Origin of the sequence: Micromonospora sp. DT46 (genome assembly GCF_049841735.1) — a bacterium.
GTDB classification, from domain to species: domain Bacteria; phylum Actinomycetota; class Actinomycetes; order Mycobacteriales; family Micromonosporaceae; genus Micromonospora; species Micromonospora reichwaldensis.
This window is the reverse complement of record NZ_JBNCKW010000001.1, coordinates 742,617-761,166: the sequence shown is the minus strand read 5'-3', so window position 1 is coordinate 761,166 and position 18,550 is coordinate 742,617. Positions and strand designations below refer to the sequence as shown.

Genomic DNA, 18,550 nt, shown 5'->3' with positions numbered 1-18,550 from the left:
GTTTTCCCTTCCGTCGACCGCCGACCGGGTTAGCTGACGGGTTCGGGGCGGAAGTGGCCCCTACCGCTGTCGCGGATTCACCCCACGTACCTGGGTCCCCGGTTCGCCTCGCGGCGATTGGGCGGCGGCACCGCAGGCGCCGCTGCGCGCCTTCGGCGGTGACCGGCAGCGAGGTTACCCGAGAACGCTCCCGGGGATCTACGTCCCTAAGCCGACTAAATGCGTTATTTCGTAATGGCGGACGGTGACCAGTGACGCATTTATCAGGACGAACGTCCTGTTCGGTCACGCTGAGGAGCGTCACCATGCGGTGTCCGTACTTCTGTGCCCATCGGGCCATCCGGCGGGAGCGGCGGACGGCGTGTCCCCGCGCGGCCCGCTGAGGGCCTCCAGCGCCTCGGACCGTTCGGTGGCCGGCCGGGGCGTCGGCGCGGGCGCGGTGGCGGCGCGGTCGGTCGCGTCCCCGCCGCGTCGGCCGGCCGTGGTCACCAGGGCCGCCAGCGCGGTGGTCAGCGGCACGGCGGCGATCAGACCCAGGGTGGCGACCGCGCTGCGGACGATCTCCTGGGCGAGGAACTCGCTGGTGAGAAGTTGGGTCACCGCCCGCGAGTCGGCGGTCAGCAGGAGCAGCACCGGCAGGGAGGCGCCGGCGTACGCCAGCACGATGGTGTTCACCGTCGAGGCGATGTGCGCCCGGCCGACCCGGGTCGCCGCCCGGTAGAGCTGCGTCCGGGACAGCCCGGGGTTGGCGTGCGCCAGCTCGGTGACCGTGGCGGCCTGGGTCACCGTGACGTCGTCCAGCACGCCGAGGGAGCCGATGATGATCCCGGCCAGCAGCAGCCCGTGCAGGTCGACGTCGGCCTGGTACATCGACAGCGTGGTGGCGTCCTCGGAGCCGAACCCGGTCAGGTGGGTCGCGGCGGTGGCGATCGTGCCGAGGACACCGGTCAGCACCAGGCTGCCCAGCGTGCCGAGCACGGCGACCGAGGTCTGCGCCGTCACGCCGTGGGTCAGGTAGAGCACCACGAACATGATCAGAGCGGCGCCGACGACCGCGACCAGCAGGGGCGGGTTCCCGGCGCTGATGCCCGGCAGCACGAAGGTCAGCAGGATGGCGAAGCTCGCCGCCAGGCCGCCCAGCGCGGCCAGCCCACGCCACCGCCCGAAGGCGACGATGGCGGCCGCGAAGAGCGCCACCAGCCAGACCAGCGGCTTGCCGCGCTGGTGCTCGGCGATGTTGTAGGTGCTGGCCGTGGGGTCGGCGGGGTCGGTGAGCTCGACCAGGATGATCTCGTCGTCCACGGCGACGGTCGGCGCGCCGGGGCCCACGGGCACCGGCGTCTCCACCTGCTGGCCGGCGTCGGGGCCGTCCTGCACCCGTACGGTGACCGTGCCGCAGGGGCCCTGTGGCGCGTCGGGGCTCCCCTCCGGGGTCTCCGGGGCGGGCGGGCACGGCTCCGTCACCACCCGGGTCACCGTGCCGTGGTAGCGGGGCGCGTCGGTGCCGGTCGCCGGGTCGGGCGCGTTCCACGGCCACAGCACCAGGGCGGCGATCAGCGTGGCGACGAAGAGGGGCACCACCGTCGCGACGAGGATCCGCCGCACCCTCGGCGGGGCGGACGGAGCGGGACGGGTGTGGTCGGCGCCCATCGAGTGTCTCCCTACGAATCCAGGGCGGGGTACGTGCCGGCGGGGCCGGTCGGTTCACCCGTCGCCGCGTGGCCGGGACGGGGATCGCTTCCGCGTGGCGGTGCGGTCACGTACCGCGGTCCTGGGCCCCCGTCCGGTCGCGGGCGGGCGGTGCCGCCGCCCGGCGGGGCGCGCGGGGCGGGCGGTGCGGAATCCGGAGGGCCACCGGCCGAATGGTAGCCACCCCGGCATCCGGGCGCAGGTCGTGCGGGTGGTGTCGGAGGTGTGGTGTCGGAGGTGTGGCGTCGCCGTGGGGCCGCGCCTCGCGGGGTCGGGTGCCGGGGCGGGTCAGCCGCGCTTCATCAGGCGGCCGACGGCGGCCATCATCTCGGTGGCCATCTCGTCGGCGCGGCCCTCGGCCGCGCCCTCGCGCATGCAGTGCCGGGCGTGCCCGTCGAGCAGGCCCAGCGCGACCTTGTCCAGGGCGGCCTGGATCGCGGAGATCTGGGTGAGCACGTCGATGCAGTAGCGATCCTCGTCGACCATCTTCTCGATGCCACGGACCTGCCCCTCGACGCGGCGCAGCCGCGCGAGCAGCTGATCCTTGCTGGCGGTGTAACCCCTGGTCGGGGTGGGCGTCGGTGTGGTCATGGGGTCGAGGATACCGTACCCCTCGGGGGTATGGTACGTTCGTTCCTGGCCGGGATACCCCCACCGGGTACCGGTACAAGGCACGGGCACCGGTCCGCCTCCGATTTACCCCCGGGGGGTATAGGCTGGGGGCGGCGAGAGGAGAGTTCGATGATCACCACGACGTACCAGGTGCAGGGCATGACCTGCGGGCACTGCGCCACTGCGGTCAGCACCGAGGTCGGCGCGATCCAGGGCGTCAGCGACGTCCAGGTCGACGTCGCCGCCGGTCGGGTCACCGTCACCAGCGAGGGTCCGTTGGAAACCGACACCGTGCGCTCCGCCGTCGACGAGGCCGGTTACGACCTCGTCGGCGCCTGAGATCGGGCACGGGGAAAACGAGGCACACCATGAACACGGCGACGAAGCTGAGCGGTTTCGCCCTCGGCCTCGCGGTGGTGTTCGGCGCGACGTACGGGGTCGGCCGGGTGGCCGACCCCGTGGCGCCGCCCGCCGAGGCCCCGCACGAGGCCGGCGGGGGGCACGGCGAGGACGGCGGAGCCGGACACGGGGGCGACAATGGCGCGGCGGCGCACCTGCCCGGCGGCCTGCTCGTCTCCGACCGCGGCTACACCCTGCGCCCGGTGGACGCCCCGGCCGGGCAGTTCGCCTTCCAGGTCACCGGCCCGGACGGCGGGGCGGTGACCGCGTACGACGTGGCGCACGACAAGCGCATGCACCTGATCGTGGCCCGCCGCGACCTCTCCGGTTTCCGGCACGTGCACCCCGAGATGGCACCGGACGGCACCTGGCGGGTCGACTCGCCGCTCGCCGGGCCCGGCGTCTGGCGGGCGTTCGCCGACTTCACCCCGACGGGGGGCGAGGCGCTGACGCTCGGCGTCGACGTGACCGTCCCCGGCGCGCTGACCGGGCGGCCCCTGCCCGCCCCGGCGACCAGCACCACGGTCGACGGCTACACGGTGACGCTCGCCGGCGCCCCGGAGCCCGGCCGCACCGCCGAGCTGACCCTGACCGTGAGCCGCGCCGGCGCCCCGGTCACCGACCTGGAGCCCTACCTGGGCGCGTACGGCCACCTGGTGGCGCTGCGCCAGGGCGACCTGGCTTACCTGCACGTGCACCCGCACGGCGAGCCGGGCGACGGGCGGACGCGGCCCGGCCCCGAGGTGAGCTTCTCGGCGGAGATGCCGTCGGCCGGCGCCTACCGCCTCTACCTGGACTTCAAGCACGGCGGCGTGGTGCGTACCGCCGAGTTCACCATCGTCGCCACCAGCCCTCCGACCGCGCCGGGTGCCCCGGCGGCGACCAGCTCCCCGACGGCGGGCACGCCCGCCGCCACGAGCTCCCCGACCGCCGGCGCCGGCCACGGCGTCCCCGGTCACGGGCACGACTGACGGGAAGCATGATGACCACCAAGCCCTTGCTGACGGCGCCGAACCAGATCGAGCTGGCAATCGGCGGTATGACCTGCGCCTCCTGCGCGGCCCGGATCGAGAAGAAGCTGAACCGGATGGACGGGGTGACCGCCACCGTCAACTACGCCACGGAGAAGGCCACCGTCCGGTACGCCGACGAGGTCACCCCGGACGAGCTGATCGCCACGGTGGAGAAGACCGGCTACACGGCGGCCCTGCCGCCCCCGCCCACGCCCGCCGGCGGCGAACCGGCCGCCGAGCCGGTGGACGAGCTGCGCGGCCTGCGTACCCGGCTGTGGGTCTCGGCCGTGCTCACCGTGCCGGTGATCGTGCTGGCGATGGTGCCCGCCTGGCAGTTCGACTTCTGGCAGTGGCTGTCGCTCACCCTGGCCGCCCCGGTCGTGGCCTATGGCGGGCTGCCCTTCCACCGGGCGGCCTTCATCAACCTGCGGCACGGCGCGGCGACCATGGACACCCTGGTCTCGCTCGGCACCCTGGCGGCGTTCGGCTGGTCGGTCTGGGCGCTCTTCCTCGGCACCGCCGGTACGCCGGGGATGACCCACCCGTTCAGTCTCGCCATCAACCGCTCCGACGGCGCCGGCAACATCTACCTGGAGGCGGCGGCCGGGGTGACCGTGTTCATCCTCGCCGGCCGCTACTTCGAGGCGCGGGCGAAGCGGACCGCCGGCGCGGCCCTGCGGGCCCTGCTCGAACTCGGCGCCAAGGACGTCGCCGTGCTGCGCGGCGGCACGGAGACCCGGATCCCGGTGGACCAGCTCGTGGTGGGGGACCGGTTCGTCGTGCGGCCCGGTGAGAAGATCGCCACGGACGGCGTGGTCGACGAGGGCACCTCGGCGGTCGACGCCAGCATGCTCACCGGCGAGTCCGTCCCGGTCGAGGTCGGCCCGGGCGAGCCCGTGGTCGGCGCGACCGTCAACGCGGGCGGCCGGCTGGTGGTCACCGCCACCCGCATCGGCGGCGACACCCAACTGGCCCAGATGGCCCGGCTGGTCGAGCAGGCGCAGACCGGCAAGGCGGCGGTGCAGCGGCTGGCCGACCGGATCTCCGGCGTCTTCGTGCCGATCGTGATCGCCCTCGCGGTGGGCACCCTCGGCTGGTGGCTCGGCAACGGGTCGGGCGGCACCGCCGCGTTCACCGCCGCCGTGGCGGTGCTGATCATCGCCTGCCCGTGCGCCCTCGGGCTGGCCACGCCGACCGCCCTGCTGGTCGGCACCGGCCGGGGCGCGCAGCTCGGCGTCCTGATAAAGGGGCCGGAGGTGCTGGAGTCCACGAAGCAGGTCGACACGGTCGTGCTGGACAAGACCGGCACCGTCACCACCGGTCGGATGACGCTTGTGGACGTGGTCCCGGCGGCCGGCGAGGACCGCGCGGAGCTGCTGCGGCTCGCCGGGGCGCTGGAGTCCGCGTCCGAGCACCCGATCGCCCGGGCCGTCGCCGCCGGGGCGGCCGAGGCGGGCGTGCTGCCGCCGGTGACCGGTTTCGCCAACGCCGAGGGGCTCGGCGTGAGCGGGACGGTCGACGGCCGGGAGGTGTTGATCGGTCGGCCCCGGCTGCTGCGCGAGCACGGCCTCGACGTACCGGAGGAGGTCGCGCGGGCGGCGGCCACGGCGGAGGCCCAGGGACGGACGGCGGTGCTGGCCGGCTGGGACGGTCGGGCCCGCGGGGTCCTCGCGGTGGCCGACGTGGTCCGACCGACGAGCCGGGCGGCGATCGCACAGCTGCGCGCGCTCGGCCTGACGCCGGTGCTGCTGACCGGCGACAACACCACCGTCGCCCACGCGGTGGCCGCCGAGTTGGGCATCGACGAGGTGGTCGCCGAGGTGCTGCCCGCCGACAAGGTCGACGTCGTGCGGCGGCTCCAGGACGAGGGTCGGGTGGTGGCGATGGTCGGCGACGGGGTCAACGACGCCGCCGCGCTGGCCCAGGCCGACCTCGGCCTGGCCATGGGCACCGGCACGGACGTGGCGATCGAGGCGTCCGACCTGACCCTGGTCCGGGGTGACCTGATGGCCGCCGTGGACGCGATCCGGCTCGCCCGGCGCACCCTCGGCATCATCAAGGGCAACCTGTTCTGGGCCTTCGCCTACAACGTGGCGGCCCTGCCGCTGGCCGCCGCTGGCCTGCTGAACCCGATGATCGCCGGCGCCGCGATGGCCTTCTCCTCGGTCTTCGTGGTCGCCAACAGCCTCCGGCTGCGGGGCTTCCGCCCGGTCTCCTGACCCCTGCGCACCGTGCCGCCGGCCCCGTCCGTCAAGGGCCGGCGGCACCGGTCGTGGCGGGCCCGGCGGCCCGCCGGCCGTCGGCGGTGGGCGACCGGACGGTTGGACGCTGGCGGTGCGGGGTATTCGAGGGGCGTACCGGCACCGCCAATCGGGAGGTCGACATGGGTTTCGAAGACAAGGTCAACAACACGACCGAGGATGCGGCCGGCAAGCTGAAGGAAGGCGCCGGCCGGGCCACCGACAACGAACGGCTCGAGGCCGAGGGGCGCAACGACCAGGCCAGCGCCAAGCTCAAGCAGGCCGGCGAGAAGATCAAGGACGCCTTCAAGAGCTGACCCGCGTACGCGCCCTCCGCCGGATCGGTCACCAGCCGACCCGGCGGAGGGCGTACTGGCGCGTCCGGCGGACGTTTCCCCCGGCAGGCGCCACTCGTTGGCAGGTCGACGTCCCGCCGCCCGGCGCCGGCCGCACCCGTGCCGTCACCCCCGGGAAGGCCGAGACCCCGAACGGGAGGTCCCGTGTCCCGATCCGTCGTCTACGCGCGCCGCGCCGCCGCCACGGTGGCGCTCGGGGTGCTGGCCGTGGGATGCCAGGACACCGCGCGGGAGGAGACCGCCCGGACCGGCGCGGCCCCGCCGAGCCCGACGGCCCCGGCGAGCGCCGCCCCGAGCCCCTCCCCGGTCGCCACGACCGCCGCCAACACCGTCGAGGTCTGCCGCGAGGTCGACCAGCTCATCCTCGCCGGCAGCCGGCGGATCGCCACCGACTCGGCGGCCTCGGTCCCCCGCGACCTGACCGGTGAGCAGGTCGCCGACCAGCTCCGGCGCAACCTGGCGGGGCTGGCGGACGACGTACGCGCGCAGGCCCGCCGCGCCGCCGACCCGGAGATCCGCGCCCTGATCCAGGACACCGCCGACCGGATCGACGCCGGTTCCCGGGCGTCCCGGCCGGCCGCCTGGATGGACTCCACCTTCACCGCGATCCCCCCGAAGCTGACCCGCGAGTGCCGCGCCTGAGGCCGACGGGCACGTCGCCCGGCGTCGTCGACACCTGACCCGGGACTCCGGTCGGCATGCACCCCCGTGCCGCACGCCGGCCGGCGTCCGTCAGTGCGGCTCCCGCAGCCGCCGGGACTCGTCGGTCCCCGTCAGCCGGGCGGCCCGCAACTCCAGGTAGCGCTGCTCCGGCAGGCTCGTCGTCCCCCGGGCCGCAGCCAGGTACGCCGCCCGGGCCCGCTCCGGTTCGCCGGCCAGCTCCAGCAGGTGGGCGCGGACGGCGGCGAGCCGATGGTGCCCGGCCGTGCGGTCGTCGTCGTCGAGCGGGGCGAGCAGGGCCAGGCCGGCGCGGGGACCGTCCACCATGGCCACCGCGACGGCCTGGTTCAGGGTGACCATCGGGCTCGGGGCGGTCCGGGCGAGCAGCCGGTAGAGCGCCAGGATCTGTCGCCAGTCGGTGCGTCCGGCGGACGGGGCCTCGGCGTGCACGGCGGCGATCGCCGCCTGGAGCTGGTACGGGCCGGGCGGTGACCAGGTCAACGCCTCGGTGACCAGCGCGGTCCCCTCGCCGATGGCCTCGTGGTCCCAGCGGTCGCGGTCCTGCTCGGCGAGCGGGACCAGCTCCCCGGCCGGCCCGGTGCGGGCGGCCCGGTGCGCGTCGGTGAGCAGCATCAACGCGAGCAGCCCGGTCACCTCGCCGTCGTCCGGGAGCAGCCGGTGCACCAGCCGGGCCAGCCGGATCGCCTCGGTGGTCAGGTCGGCCCGGTGCAGGTCCGGCCCGCTGGACGCGGTGTACCCCTCGTTGAAGATCAGGTAGAGCACCTGGAGCACGGCCCGTAGCCGCTCGTCCCGGTCCCCGGGGGCGGGCATCGTGAACCGCGCCCCGGCGGCCTCGATCCGCTGCTTGGCCCGGCGGATGCGCTGGCTCATCGTCGCCTCGGGCACGAGGTACGCCCTCGCGATCTGCGCGGTGGTGAGGCCGCCGACCGCCCGTAGCGTCAGCGCGACCTGGGCCGACCGGGCCAGCGCCGGATGGCAGCAGAGGAACAGCAGGGCCAGGGTGTCGTCCCCTGCCGGTGACTGTTCGTCGACGGCCGGCGCGTACGCCGGCTCGCGGGCGGCCAGCGCGGCCTCCCGGTTGCGTCGGGCACGCTCGCTGCGCCACTCGTCGGCCAGCCGGCGCGTGGCGACGGTGAGCAACCAGGCCCGAGGGTTGTCCGGCACGCCCTGTCGCGGCCACTGCACGGCGGCGGCGAGCAGCGCCTCCTGCACGGCGTCCTCGGCGGCGTCGAACTGGCCGTGCCGGCGGACGAGCAGGCCGAGGACCTGCGGCGCCAGGTCGCGCAGCAGGTCCTCCAGGTGGCCTCCGCTCACATTTCCGTCCCGGCCTCATCCATGATCGCCCGCACCTCCAGCACGCCGAAGCCCCGCCGCACGTCCGGCCAGCTGGCGGCGATCTCGGCGGCCCGCTCGGGACTGTCGCAGTCGACCATCAGGTAGCCGGCGAACTGTTCCTTGCTCTCCATGTACGGCCCGTCGGTCACCTCCGGCCGGTCCCCGGCCAGCCGGACCGTACGCGCCTGCGACGGGTCGGCCAGGGCCTGGCCGCCGAGGAACTCGCCCGACTCGGTCAGTTCCCGCATCAGCTCGTCGACCTCGCCGAAGAGCGCGCTGCGCTCCTGCTCCGACAGCCCGTCCACGAACCCCGGGCGGTTCCAGATCAGCAGCATGTACTTCATCGGGTGCTCCTCGTTTCCTCGGCCGAGCCCATGGTGGCGCGTTTCCGGTGAGGGGTCGGAGCCGACCCGCCGGTTCCGACAGCCGGCGGTACGGAATCTCAGCGCCGGCCGCGTACCTGGCGCTTCGGGGCGGGGCCGGCGCCGAGCGAGGCGCGGTCGGCGGCGGAGGTGCCCGACGACCAGCCCTCGGCGTCGCGCACCGTGAGCCGCCCCCGGACGACGCCGGGGAAGAGCGTGTCGAGGCGTTCGCGTACCGCCTCGGCGCGGGTGGCGAGCACCGGCAGCAGCCGTTCCGGCCCGGCCTGCGCCGTCGCCTCCCGGTCGGCCGCGTCGGTGGCGGCCCGCAGCCGCTCGCCGATCCGCAGCGCGAAGGCGTTGAGGAAGGACTCGTCGTAGTCCCGGGTCCGCCGGCCGGTGCTCCTGGCCCGCCGTTCCCCCCGGCCGCGCAGCATCGCCGTGGTGGCCTGCACCAGCAGCGAGGTGTAGAGCAGCTCGACCGCCTCCAGGTCGGCCGGCCAGCCCAGCACCGTGGTGAAGCCGAGGTCGTCGGACCAGACGGCCTCGCAGCGGTTCGCCGCCGCCACCTCCTGCGCCAGCAGCGCCTTCGCGCCCGCGTACGGGGGCTCGGTGCCGAGGCGCATCCCGCCGGGCCGGTCGGCGGGCTCGGCGACGCCCGCCAGCAGCGCCTGGTCGATGCTGTGCCGGGCGATCAGCTCCTGGGCCTTGCCGGTCAGCGCCTCCGCCTCGGCCGGGTAGGTGGTCGACTCCGCCTTGGCCAGCAGCGCCCGCACCCGGTCGAGCATCCGGGAGCCGCTGCCCGACCCGCCGCGCGCGACGGCCGTCCCGGGCGCGCCGGGCGGCGGGCGCAGCACGGCGATCGGCGGGAGCCCCTCGACCAGGGCCAGCGCGTCGACCGCCGCCCGCAGCGCGGTGAACCGGTCGCACCCGACGCGGGTGGACCAGGCGGCCAGGTGGCTCTCGTCGGCGTCCCACCACACCCCGGCGCCCAGGTCGCGCAGCTGGTCGTCCCACCACGGCGGCACCGGGTCGGTCAGCTCGCGGCGCTGCGCGGCGAGCGCGTCGGTGACCAGCCCGGCCGCCCGGGGGTCGAGCCGGCGGGCGGCGAGCCGGCCGAGGTCCACCGGCTGCCAGCCGTGCTGGGCCAGCCGCCCCACGCCCCGCGCCAGGCGGCGCAGGAGCGCGGCGTCCACCGCCGCCGCGCCGTCCGCGGCGCCCGTCCCGATCATCAGCCGGTCCAGCTGCCGCTCCGCGAGGCGTACGTCGGTGCCGCGTACCGCCGCGAGCGCGTCGTTGACCAGTTCCTCGGCGTCCGGCACGGCCGTGTCCTCCTGGGGTCTGCTTCTTCCGCGCCGGGAAACGATCGTCGCCCGCCCGCCGAAGGTACCGCCGGGTCCGCGCGCCGTCCGCCGGTCGTGACCCGTGCCACCGGAAGGCCCCGGCCTGGCCGTCCCGTCAACGGGGAACTTCCGCATGGTTCGGCCGGTCCTGGGTAGTTCGGGGGTGGCGAGCGATGCGAGGTGGTGAGATGGCGGGATCGCGGTTTTCGGGCAACGGCTCCGGCGCACCTGATCTTCGCCGGTCGGTCCTCGCCGCCGCGGTCATCGGGGTGGCGGTGATGGCCGCCGTCGACGAGATCGTCTTCCACCAGATCCTCGGCTGGCACCACTTCTACGACCGGTCCACCCTCTCCGTCGGGCTGCTCTCCGACGGGCTGCTGCACTCGGCCGAGCTGCTCGCCCTGGTCGGCGGCTTCTTCTGGTTCGCCGACCTGCGCCGCCGGGGCGCCCTGGTGCCCCGGGCCGCCTGGGGCGGGTTCCTGCTCGGCGCGGGGGCGTTCCAGCTCTTCGACGGGATCGTCGACCACAAGGTGCTGCGGCTGCACCAGATCCGCTACGGGGTGCACCTGCTCCCGTACGACGTGGTGTGGAACGTGGCGGCGGTGGCGCTGCTGCTGCTCGGCGCGTGGGTGACCTGGCGGGTGCGGTCCCGCTCCGGCCGCGACGCCCGGTGACGGCGCTCGCGCACACCGGTGCCGCCGCGGGGCCCGCCCCGCTGCCGCTCGCGGCGGTCGCGTTGCTCGCCGCCGGCTACCTGCTGGCCGTGTCCCGGGACGGGCGCGGCTGGCGTCGCCGGCGTACGGTCGCCTGGCTGGCCGGCTGCGGGGTGCTCGCGGTCGCCCTCGGCCCGCTGGCGGGCGGGCCCGGCGACCCGCGCGTGCACATGGCCCAGCATGTGCTGCTGGGCATGGTCGCGCCGCTCGCGCTGGCCCTCGGCGCCCCGGTGACCCTGCTGCTGCGGGTCGTGCCGCCGGCGGCCGGCCGCCGGGTGGGCCGGTTCCTGCGGGCCCGGCCGGTGCACGTGCTCGCCCATCCGGTGACGGCGGCGCTGCTCACCACCGGCGGGCTGGCGCTGGTGCTGCTCACGCCGCTCTACGCGGCGGCCGAGCGGAACCCGGTGCTGCACCACGCCCTGCACGTGCACTACGTGGTCGCCGGCTACCTGTTCGCCTGGTCGGTGGCCGGCCCGGACCCGGCGCCGCGCCGGCCGGGCCCGGCGGTGCGGGTTGGCGCCCTGCTCGCGGCGGGGGCCGGGCACGCCGTGTTGGCCAAGTACCTCTACGCGCACGCCGCCACCCTGCCGCCCGGGCTGCCCGAGCGGGACGTCGACGCGCTGCGCGCGGCGGCCCGGTTCATGTACTACGGCGGCGACGTCGCCGAACTGCTGCTCGCCACCGCCCTCTTCGCGGCCTGGTACCACCGGCGCCGGCCCCGCCGACCGGCACCCTCCGCCGGCGCGGGCCCGCCCGGAGGTGAGGCCGTCCCGGTCAGCCGGTGTACGCCTTCCCGGCCGTCAGCCGGAGCGTGAACCCGGTGTCGTCGCGCTGCCAGGTGACGTGGTTGCAGGACTGGTAGGTGATCCAGAGGCCGAGCCCGCCGGGTGTGCCGTCGGACACGGGGAGCAGCCCGCAGAACGGGTCGCCCGGCCCGTCGCCGCCGTCGCTGACCGTCGCCACGATGCGGTCGACGCCGGCCCACACGCGCAGTCGGACCGGCGGCCTGCCGTGGCGCAGCGCGTTGGTGACGATCTCGCTCACCGCGACGACCAGATCCTCCACGTCGTCGTCCGGCACCTGGCCCTGGTCGGCCTTGTGCACGGCGGCGCGCGCCTCGGCCGCCGTCGGGTCCGTCAGCTCCACGGCCGGCGGCTGCGCCTGGAGAGGGTCGGGCACGACCCGGGGGCCCTGCCGCAGGAATTCCCTCGGCGGCGTCCAGGTCGGGCTGGGCACGTGCCGCCCGTCGGGGGTGGCGAACCGGGGGTGCGTCCGGGCCACGTCCGCCAGCACCTCCGGCGGCGTGATCCGGGTGTCGTACGCGCACATGCTCCACAGCGGGAAGTCGTCGTACGCGTGGTTTATCGCCGACTCGTAGCGGGCCCACCAGTCCCAGGTCGCGCCGAACGAGACCGAGGGCACCTCACCGATGATCCGGATCTGCCCGGCGCCGGCGGCCACCTGCTCGGCGAGGAGCTGGCGGTAGGAGCGGATGGCGGCGGCGGGCCGGGCGTAGACGTCGCCGCCGGGCAGGAACTCGACCCCGGAACCGGCCGGCAGCGCCGAGCGGACCAGCCCGCCGGTGCGCTCGCCCAGGGCCACGAAGGTCGGCTCGCCCGCCTCGACGCCGCCGAGCAGGAACGGCACCGCCACGGCGAGCAGCTCGTCGTCGGAGTCGTAGCGCACGGCCTCGTGGTAGTAGCCGTGGTGCTGGGCGGCCGCACCCGTCCTCATGGCGTGACCTCCACCCGCACGCCGGGCAGGTCCAGCAGCTCCACCAGGCGGGCCGCGGCCGAGCGGGGGGTGCGCAGCACGGCGGTCGCGCCGCGGCGGTGCGCGTACTCGGCCAGGTGGGTCAGGGCGCGGTGGTCCACGAAACGCAGGCCGGCCGCCGACAGCACCAGCTCACCGTCGGTGGGCCGCAGGTCGGCGCGGTCCAGGGCGGTGCGGAACAGGTCGTGGTTCGACATGTCCAGCTCGCCGGCGAGCGCGGCGTGCCCGTCGGCGGGCGCCACGGCGTACAACTGGAACAGCAGGTCCTCGACGTTGGTCTGCGGGTGCATGCAGGCCAGCTCGGTGACCGCCCGGTCGCCCAGCTTCACCCGGTGGTAGGCGCACATGGCCTTGAACGGCCGGGTGCGCATGTAGCGGTCGATCTGGTGCTCGTAGCGGGTGAAGACGTCGAGCTGGGCCGGGGTGCGGACGAGTTCGGTGGCCTCCGCGACCACGCGTAGCCCGGTGTGGCCGGCGGCCAGCGCCTCGTCCGTGGCGGCCGCGTAGGCGGCGACCTGCGCCGCCGGGTCGACGACCTGGTCGGGCGAGTAGGTCGAGACCAGGGGGACCACCGCGGCGGCGCCCCGGCGCTCCGCGTCGGTGAAACTCGGCAGCGCGTGCAGCCGCTCGGCCACCAGGTCCGAGGGGCGCGGTGTCACGTACCAGAAGCGCTCGCCGGCCGCGAGGCCCGCGGCAAGGTGGCGCTCCGCCTGGTCGGCGAGGGATTCCAGGTCGTCGTACGACCAGCAGATGTGACTGCCCGGCGCGGTCCGCCGTTCGCTGTTGATCATGCTGGTCGCCTCACGCTGACCAGTGTAGGCCGCCTCGGAACGGGCACCGGGTCCGCGACCTGCCGGGACGCCGGGGGCGGACGCTTTCGACCGGTTCGCCGCCCGACGGTGGGCCGGCCGGCCGTTCCGCCCCCGGGGGCTGCGCCGCCGCGCCGGCCGGTGCCCGGTCAGGCGCTCCGCGCGCCACTGAGGCGCTCGGTGCGGGGAAAGGACGCCCAGATGTTCTTGGTGGTGCCCGTGGCGTACCAGCCGACGTCGAGGGAGAGGGCGCGGGCCAGCTCCAGGCCGCGCCCGCCGTCGCCGACGGGCCGGGCCTCGGCGAGCTGCGGCAGGGACCCCAGGTCGTGGTCGGCGACGTCGAGGATGAGGCAGTCGTCGGTCGCGAGCAGCCGGACGATGGTCGGCGGGATCCCGTGGCGCAGGGCGTTCGTCGCCAGCTCCGTGGCGATCAGCGCGACGAGCTCGGGAACCTCCTCCAGGGCCTCGCCCTCCCCGAGCACGTCGCCGGTCAGTTCCTCGTGCAGGGACGCCCGCAGGGCACGCAGGTCCACCGCCTCCTGCAACGTCCACCGCCGCAGCTCAACGGCCTGCGGCGGGGGTGTGGAACTGCTCAGCTGGCCCATGGTCTCGTTCTACCCGATCTCCGGCCGGCTCACTCCAGGGCTCATCGGTCGGCGCACCGGATCGTGGGTGCCCCGGGGCACCCCCGGGCGGCAGCGACGCACCCGCTCGGCGGCCATCCGTCCGCCCACCGCCAACCCGTGCCGTTCCACCGCCGTCAACCCGTACGCCCCGCAGGTCGGCGTGAAGCGGCACCGTCCCGGCCAGTGCGGCGACAGCCACCGGCGGTAGCCCCGGATCGCCGCCACCCCCGCCCGGTCCAGCACCGGCGCCCGGGTCGCCGCCGCCGTCGCCGCGCCGAGCGTCAGCAGGGTCGAGAACAGTCCCAGGTCGCAGCAGTCGCAGCAGCCGTCGGGGTTCTTCGACTTCGACATGAGCCGTTGCTGCCGGCGGTTCTCGCGGGCCGTCTCCCGGAGGCGTCTGAACATCACGGTCCCGATCATCGGCCAACGCGACGCCCGACGCGTTGTCGCCCCCCGGAGCCGACCGGCCGGTGGGACCCGGAAGCGGTGTCGACCCGGACGGTATCGACCGGTACCGCCGGCGGCCGCATGCCGGGCGTCGGTCGCGGGTAGTGCTCAGGCAATGACCGAGAGGAGAACGCCGTGCCAAGCACCACGATGCCGATGCTCGAGACGTACCCGAAGTCGATCAACCTGGACCGGGCCAAGCTGGCCGCCGTCGTCGAGGCGCTCAACACCTGCGCCCAGGCGTGCACCGCCTGCGCCGACGCCTGTCTGAGCGAGGACATGGTCGCCGAGCTGACGAAGTGCGTACGGACGAACCTGGACTGCGCGGACATCTGCACGACGACCGCCCGGGTGCTGTCCCGGCACACCGGTTACGACGCCAACATCACCCGCACGCTGCTGGAGGCGTGCGCCACCGCCTGCAAGTCCTGCGGCGACGAGTGCGCCGGCCACGCGGGCATGCACGAGCACTGCCGGATCTGCGCCGAGGCCTGCCGCGCGTGCGAGCGGGCCTGCCGGGACCTGCTCGCCACCATGAGCTGACCGTCCCCGGAGGACACGGCGCCGGCATCCCGCGTGGGGTGCCGGCGCCGTGCCGTCAGCGGCGATGGTCAGCGCAGCCGGACCGGGCCGGCGTCGATCCGGATGCGGAACAGGGCGTACGGCTTGCGCCGGAGGTCCTGCCCGCGCTGGTACTTCGCCTGGCGGTGCAACTGGTTGGCGGTCACGTACAGGTGCCCGTCGCTCGCCACGGACATGGTGTCGGGCCACAGCAGCCGCGGGTCGTGGGCCACGGTCTCGTATCCGCCGTCGGGGAGGCGGCGCAGCACCGCGTCGTGCTCGTACGACGTGAGGTAGAGCCGGCCGGCGTCGTCGGTCTCCAGGCCGTCGGAGGCGCCGCCCTTGTCGCCCTCGTCCACCACCGACGCGGCGACCTGGTCGTCGGCCGTCGAGCGGTCGGTGAGCGCGTCGGTGGACACGCTGTACCAGCGGCGGGAGGCGAGCGGGCAGTAGTGGAGCCGGGACCCGTCGGCGGAGATGGCGATGCCGTCCGCGCCCATCGTCACCGGCTTCGGCGGCCCGTCGGCGGGGCGCTCCAGGAACGGCCGGCCCTCGACCACGGGCCGGAACGTCTCCAGCGGCTCGGCCTTCGTGGACGGATGGTCGTGCAGCCGCCGCCAGGACGCGCCGCTGGCCAGGTCCACCACGATGATCCCGTTCGGGCCGGAGTCGGAGGAGTCGGTGATGTAGGCGGTGCCCGCCTCGCCGCGGCGCAGGTCGAAGCGCACGTCGTTGAGGTAGGTGCTGGGCAGGGCGACGTCGGTCGGGAAGGTGATCACCTGGGCGACGGTGTCGGTGTCCAGGTCGACGCGGACCAGTTTCGGGCCGCCGGGCGTGGTGGGGCGGAACATCGGGCTGCCGGTGTCGAGGACCCAGAGCCGGTCGGCGGGGTCGACGACGACGCTCTGCACCGACACGAACGCCTCCGCGTCGTCGTCGCCCGACGGGCTGTTCCACCGTTCGTCGGGGAAGGGCACCTCGCGGCCGTCGCGCAGTTCGACCACCGTGGCGGGCACCTCGTCGCCCCACTTCGGGAAGTTGACGAAGATCCGGCCGGTGTGCGAGACGCTCACGCCGGTGGGCATCGGGCCGGTGAAGGCGTGGACGAGTTCCAGCTCGCCGACCGGCTCGGCGGCGACCGGCCCGCTCACGACGCGCCCCCGGGACGCGGCGCGGCCTCGTCCCTCACCCGACGCGGATCCTCATGGAGCACGTGCATGGCGTCATCTCCCTCTCGCGCGGGTTCGACCGTCGGGCTTCCCGGCGCCCACCGCCGCAAACCCTCCGCCCGCCTCTCCCAGGTGACCCGCCGGGGGTCAGCCAAACCCGGGGCTGCCGTGCGGGATCGCCGGGGAGGCGCGGGCCCCGGGGCCGGCTTCTCGAAGAGATCCGACGACGTATACCCGGAGGGGGTATATCGTGGGTCGGGAGGAGGCGCAGATGCCCCACGAGACGCACCACCACGACGGCCACCCGCCCCGCGCGACGGGTGCCTCCGACACGCACGCCGGCCAGCACGCCCACGGCGCGGGCGGGCACGCCGGGCACGACAAGCACGCCGGGCACGACCCGGAGATGTTCCGCCGGAAGTTCTGGCTGAGCCTGGCGCTCACCGTGCCGATCGTCCTGACCAGCGAGATGGTGATGGACTGGTTCGGCTACCGGCTGGAGTTCCCGGGCATGGCATGGGTCGGCCCGGTCCTCGGCACCGTCGTCTTCCTCTACGGCGGCTGGCCGTTCCTGGCCGGGGCCGTGCGGGAGGTGCGCGACCGGGCGCCCGGCATGATGCTGCTCATCGCGATGGCCATCACGGTGGCGTACGTCGCCTCGGCGGCCACCGCGCTCGGCGTCTTCGACCTGGACTTCTGGTGGGAACTCGCCGCCCTGGTCACGATTATGCTGCTCGGGCACTGGCAGGAGATGAAGGCCATCGGGCAGGCGCAGGGCGCGCTGTCCGCCCTGGCGGCGCTGCTGCCCGACGACGCCGAGCGGGTGGCGGCGGACGGTGGGGTCGAGCGGGTGTCCGTGGCGGACCTGCGGGTCGACGACCTGGTGCTGGTCCGGCCCGGTGCGCGGGTGCCGGCCGACGGCCGGATCGTCGAGGGCGGCGCCGAGCTGGACGAGTCCATGGTGACCGGCGAGTCGCGGCCGGTCTCCCGGGGCGTCGGGGACCGGGTGGTCGCCGGCACGGTGGCCACCGACGCGGCGGTCCGGGTGCGCGTCGAGGCGGTCGGCGAGGACACCGCGCTGGCCGGCATCCAGCGCCTGGTGGCCCAGGCCCAGCAGTCCAGCGGTCGCGCGCAGGTGCTCGCCGACCGCTTCGCCGCCTGGCTGTTCTACGTCGCGACCGTGGTGGCCCTGGCGACCCTGGTGACCTGGGCCGTGCTCGGCGACCTCGGCGGGGCCGTGGTGCGTACCGTCACCGTGCTGGTGATCGCCTGCCCGCACGCGCTGGGCCTGGCCATCCCGCTGGTGATCGCGCTGTCGACCGCCGTGGCGGCCAGGGGCGGGATCCTGGTCAAGGACCGGTTGGCGCTGGAGCGGATGCGCACGGTCGACGCGGTGCTGTTCGACAAGACCGGCACCCTGACCCGGGGCGAGCACGTGGTGTCGGGGGTGGCGGCCACGGGGAACGGCAGCGAGGACGAGGTGCTCGCCCTGGCGGCGGCGGTGGAGGCGGACAGCGAGCATCCGCTGGCCCGGGCCATCGTGACCGCCGGGGCCGGGCGCGGCGTGGCCCGGCGGGCGACGGGGTTCCGCTCGCTGACCGGGCGCGGCGTCCGCGCCGAGGTCGACGGCACGGCGTACGCCGTCGGGGGTCCCGCCCTGCTCCGCGAGCTGGGCGCGCGGACGCCGGACGACCTGGCCGACCGGCAGGGCGAGTGGTCGCGCCGGGGCGCGGCGGTGCTGCACCTGCTGCGCCTCGACGGCGACACGGCCACCGTCCTCGGCGCCCTGGCGCTGGAGGACCAGGTCCGTCCCGAGGCCCGCGAGGCGATCGCCGAGCTGCGGGAGCAGGGCGTCGGCAAGATCGTCATGATCACCGGGGACGCCCGTCCGGTCGCCGAGGCGGTCGCCGCCGACCTCGGGTTCCGTCCCGGCGTCGACGAGGTGTTCGCCGAGGTGCTGCCCGCCGACAAGGACGACGCCGTGGCCGACCTGCAACGGCGCGGGCTGCGGGTGGCGATGGTCGGCGACGGGGTGAACGACGCCCCCGCGCTGGCCCGGGCCGACGTGGGCATCGCCATCGGCGCCGGCACCGACGTGGCGATCGAGTCCGCCGGGGTGGTGCTCGCCTCGTCCGACCCGCGGGGCGTCACCGGCGTGATCCGGCTGTCGCGGGCCTCGTACCGCAAGATGATCCAGAACCTGGGCTGGGCGGCCGGCTACAACGTCGTCGCCCTTCCGCTGGCCGCGGGCGTGCTGGCCTGGGCCGGGGTGACGCTCAGCCCGGCGGTCGGGGCCATCCTGATGTCCGCCTCGACGATCGTGGTGGCGCTCAACGCCCAACTGCTGCGCCGCGTGCGTCTGCGTCCCGTCGAGGGGTGACGAGCGGACAGCAGCGGGAACCGTCATTTATCCGTCACCGGCCAT

General features: G+C 75.1%; 19 protein-coding genes and 1 riboswitch. Of the genes, 9 read left to right on the top strand and 10 right to left on the bottom strand.

Annotated elements, in window-relative coordinates:
• Positions 1–2: 2 nt before the first annotated feature.
• Positions 3–134: riboswitch (cyclic di-AMP (ydaO/yuaA leader) on the bottom strand.
• A gap of 166 nt (positions 135–300) precedes the next feature.
• A complete protein-coding gene (locus ACLQ20_RS03520; RefSeq protein WP_425854127.1) occupies positions 301–1,650 on the bottom strand; it encodes a YibE/F family protein in 1,350 nt (449 codons plus the stop codon).
• Positions 1,651–1,977: 327 nt separating this feature from the next.
• On the bottom strand, positions 1,978–2,280 hold the full coding sequence (locus ACLQ20_RS03515; RefSeq protein WP_327030345.1) for a metal-sensitive transcriptional regulator: 303 nt from the start codon (positions 2,278–2,280) through the stop codon (positions 1,978–1,980).
• A gap of 150 nt (positions 2,281–2,430) precedes the next feature.
• Between ACLQ20_RS03515 and ACLQ20_RS03510 the strand changes: the two genes are divergently transcribed.
• The 5 genes from ACLQ20_RS03510 (at position 2,431) to ACLQ20_RS03490 (ending at position 6,951) form a co-directional block, all read left to right on the top strand.
• Positions 2,431–2,640, top strand: coding sequence for a heavy-metal-associated domain-containing protein (locus tag ACLQ20_RS03510; RefSeq protein ID WP_151455118.1), 210 nt, complete (start codon positions 2,431–2,433; stop codon positions 2,638–2,640).
• 29 nt (positions 2,641–2,669) lie between these two features.
• On the top strand, positions 2,670–3,671 hold the full coding sequence (locus tag ACLQ20_RS03505; RefSeq protein ID WP_425854124.1) for a hypothetical protein: 1,002 nt from the start codon (positions 2,670–2,672) through the stop codon (positions 3,669–3,671).
• An 8-nt stretch (positions 3,672–3,679) separates the two neighbouring features.
• Positions 3,680–5,932, top strand: a complete 2,253-nt coding sequence (locus ACLQ20_RS03500; RefSeq protein WP_425854122.1) for a heavy metal translocating P-type ATPase — start codon at positions 3,680–3,682, stop codon at positions 5,930–5,932.
• A gap of 164 nt (positions 5,933–6,096) precedes the next feature.
• Entirely contained in the window at positions 6,097–6,270 is a 174-nt protein-coding gene (locus ACLQ20_RS03495) for a CsbD family protein (protein WP_151455121.1), read from the top strand.
• Between the two features lie 183 nt (positions 6,271–6,453).
• On the top strand, positions 6,454–6,951 hold the full coding sequence (locus ACLQ20_RS03490) for a hypothetical protein (protein ID WP_151455122.1): 498 nt from the start codon (positions 6,454–6,456) through the stop codon (positions 6,949–6,951).
• A 90-nt stretch (positions 6,952–7,041) separates the two neighbouring features.
• Here ACLQ20_RS03490 and ACLQ20_RS03485 read toward each other — a convergent pair whose 3' ends face one another.
• The 3 genes from ACLQ20_RS03485 to ACLQ20_RS03475 all read right to left on the bottom strand — a co-directional run bounded on the left by ACLQ20_RS03485 (position 7,042) and on the right by ACLQ20_RS03475 (position 10,006).
• A complete protein-coding gene (locus ACLQ20_RS03485) occupies positions 7,042–8,304 on the bottom strand; it encodes an RNA polymerase sigma factor (protein ID WP_425854121.1) in 1,263 nt (420 codons plus the stop codon).
• Complete coding sequence (locus ACLQ20_RS03480) at positions 8,301–8,669, bottom strand: YciI family protein (protein WP_151455124.1); 369 nt, start codon at positions 8,667–8,669, stop codon at positions 8,301–8,303. The genes ACLQ20_RS03485 and ACLQ20_RS03480 overlap by 4 nt, the downstream gene beginning before the upstream one ends.
• Before the next feature lie 98 nt (positions 8,670–8,767).
• On the bottom strand, positions 8,768–10,006 hold the full coding sequence (locus ACLQ20_RS03475; protein ID WP_151455125.1) for a DUF2786 domain-containing protein: 1,239 nt from the start codon (positions 10,004–10,006) through the stop codon (positions 8,768–8,770).
• A gap of 209 nt (positions 10,007–10,215) precedes the next feature.
• On the opposite strand from ACLQ20_RS03475, the gene ACLQ20_RS03470 reads away from it, so the two are divergent.
• Together ACLQ20_RS03470 and ACLQ20_RS03465 are read left to right on the top strand one after the other, a co-directional pair.
• Entirely contained in the window at positions 10,216–10,701 is a 486-nt protein-coding gene (locus ACLQ20_RS03470; RefSeq protein ID WP_151455126.1) for a DUF2243 domain-containing protein, read from the top strand.
• Positions 10,698–11,555, top strand: coding sequence for a cytochrome c oxidase assembly protein (locus tag ACLQ20_RS03465; RefSeq protein ID WP_425854118.1), 858 nt, complete (start codon positions 10,698–10,700; stop codon positions 11,553–11,555). Before ACLQ20_RS03470 ends, ACLQ20_RS03465 begins: the two co-directional genes overlap by 4 nt.
• Here the strand turns inward: ACLQ20_RS03465 and ACLQ20_RS03460 are convergent.
• From ACLQ20_RS03460 to yidD, 4 genes are all read right to left on the bottom strand, one after another.
• On the bottom strand, positions 11,515–12,474 hold the full coding sequence (locus ACLQ20_RS03460) for an anti-sigma factor RsbA family regulatory protein (protein ID WP_425854116.1): 960 nt from the start codon (positions 12,472–12,474) through the stop codon (positions 11,515–11,517). The genes ACLQ20_RS03465 and ACLQ20_RS03460 overlap by 41 nt on opposite strands.
• Complete coding sequence (locus tag ACLQ20_RS03455; protein WP_151455129.1) at positions 12,471–13,304, bottom strand: MEDS domain-containing protein; 834 nt, start codon at positions 13,302–13,304, stop codon at positions 12,471–12,473. The genes ACLQ20_RS03460 and ACLQ20_RS03455 overlap by 4 nt, the downstream gene beginning before the upstream one ends.
• A gap of 167 nt (positions 13,305–13,471) precedes the next feature.
• Complete coding sequence (locus tag ACLQ20_RS03450) at positions 13,472–13,927, bottom strand: ATP-binding protein (RefSeq protein ID WP_327030354.1); 456 nt, start codon at positions 13,925–13,927, stop codon at positions 13,472–13,474.
• Positions 13,928–13,936: 9 nt separating this feature from the next.
• The gene (gene yidD, locus ACLQ20_RS03445) at positions 13,937–14,353 is read right to left on the bottom strand and encodes a membrane protein insertion efficiency factor YidD (RefSeq protein ID WP_225852250.1); all 417 of its coding nucleotides are present in this window, start codon (positions 14,351–14,353) and stop codon (positions 13,937–13,939) included.
• Between the two features lie 177 nt (positions 14,354–14,530).
• Here yidD and ACLQ20_RS03440 point away from each other — a divergent pair, with 177 nt between their 5' ends.
• Positions 14,531–14,938, top strand: a complete 408-nt coding sequence (locus ACLQ20_RS03440; RefSeq protein ID WP_225852248.1) for a four-helix bundle copper-binding protein — start codon at positions 14,531–14,533, stop codon at positions 14,936–14,938.
• A gap of 68 nt (positions 14,939–15,006) precedes the next feature.
• Here ACLQ20_RS03440 and ACLQ20_RS03435 read toward each other — a convergent pair whose 3' ends face one another.
• The gene (locus tag ACLQ20_RS03435; RefSeq protein WP_225852249.1) at positions 15,007–16,107 is read right to left on the bottom strand and encodes a major royal jelly family protein; all 1,101 of its coding nucleotides are present in this window, start codon (positions 16,105–16,107) and stop codon (positions 15,007–15,009) included.
• 289 nt (positions 16,108–16,396) lie between these two features.
• Here ACLQ20_RS03435 and ACLQ20_RS03430 point away from each other — a divergent pair, with 289 nt between their 5' ends.
• The gene (locus ACLQ20_RS03430) at positions 16,397–18,505 is read left to right on the top strand and encodes a heavy metal translocating P-type ATPase (RefSeq protein WP_425854114.1); all 2,109 of its coding nucleotides are present in this window, start codon (positions 16,397–16,399) and stop codon (positions 18,503–18,505) included.
• Positions 18,506–18,550: the final 45 nt, after the last annotated feature.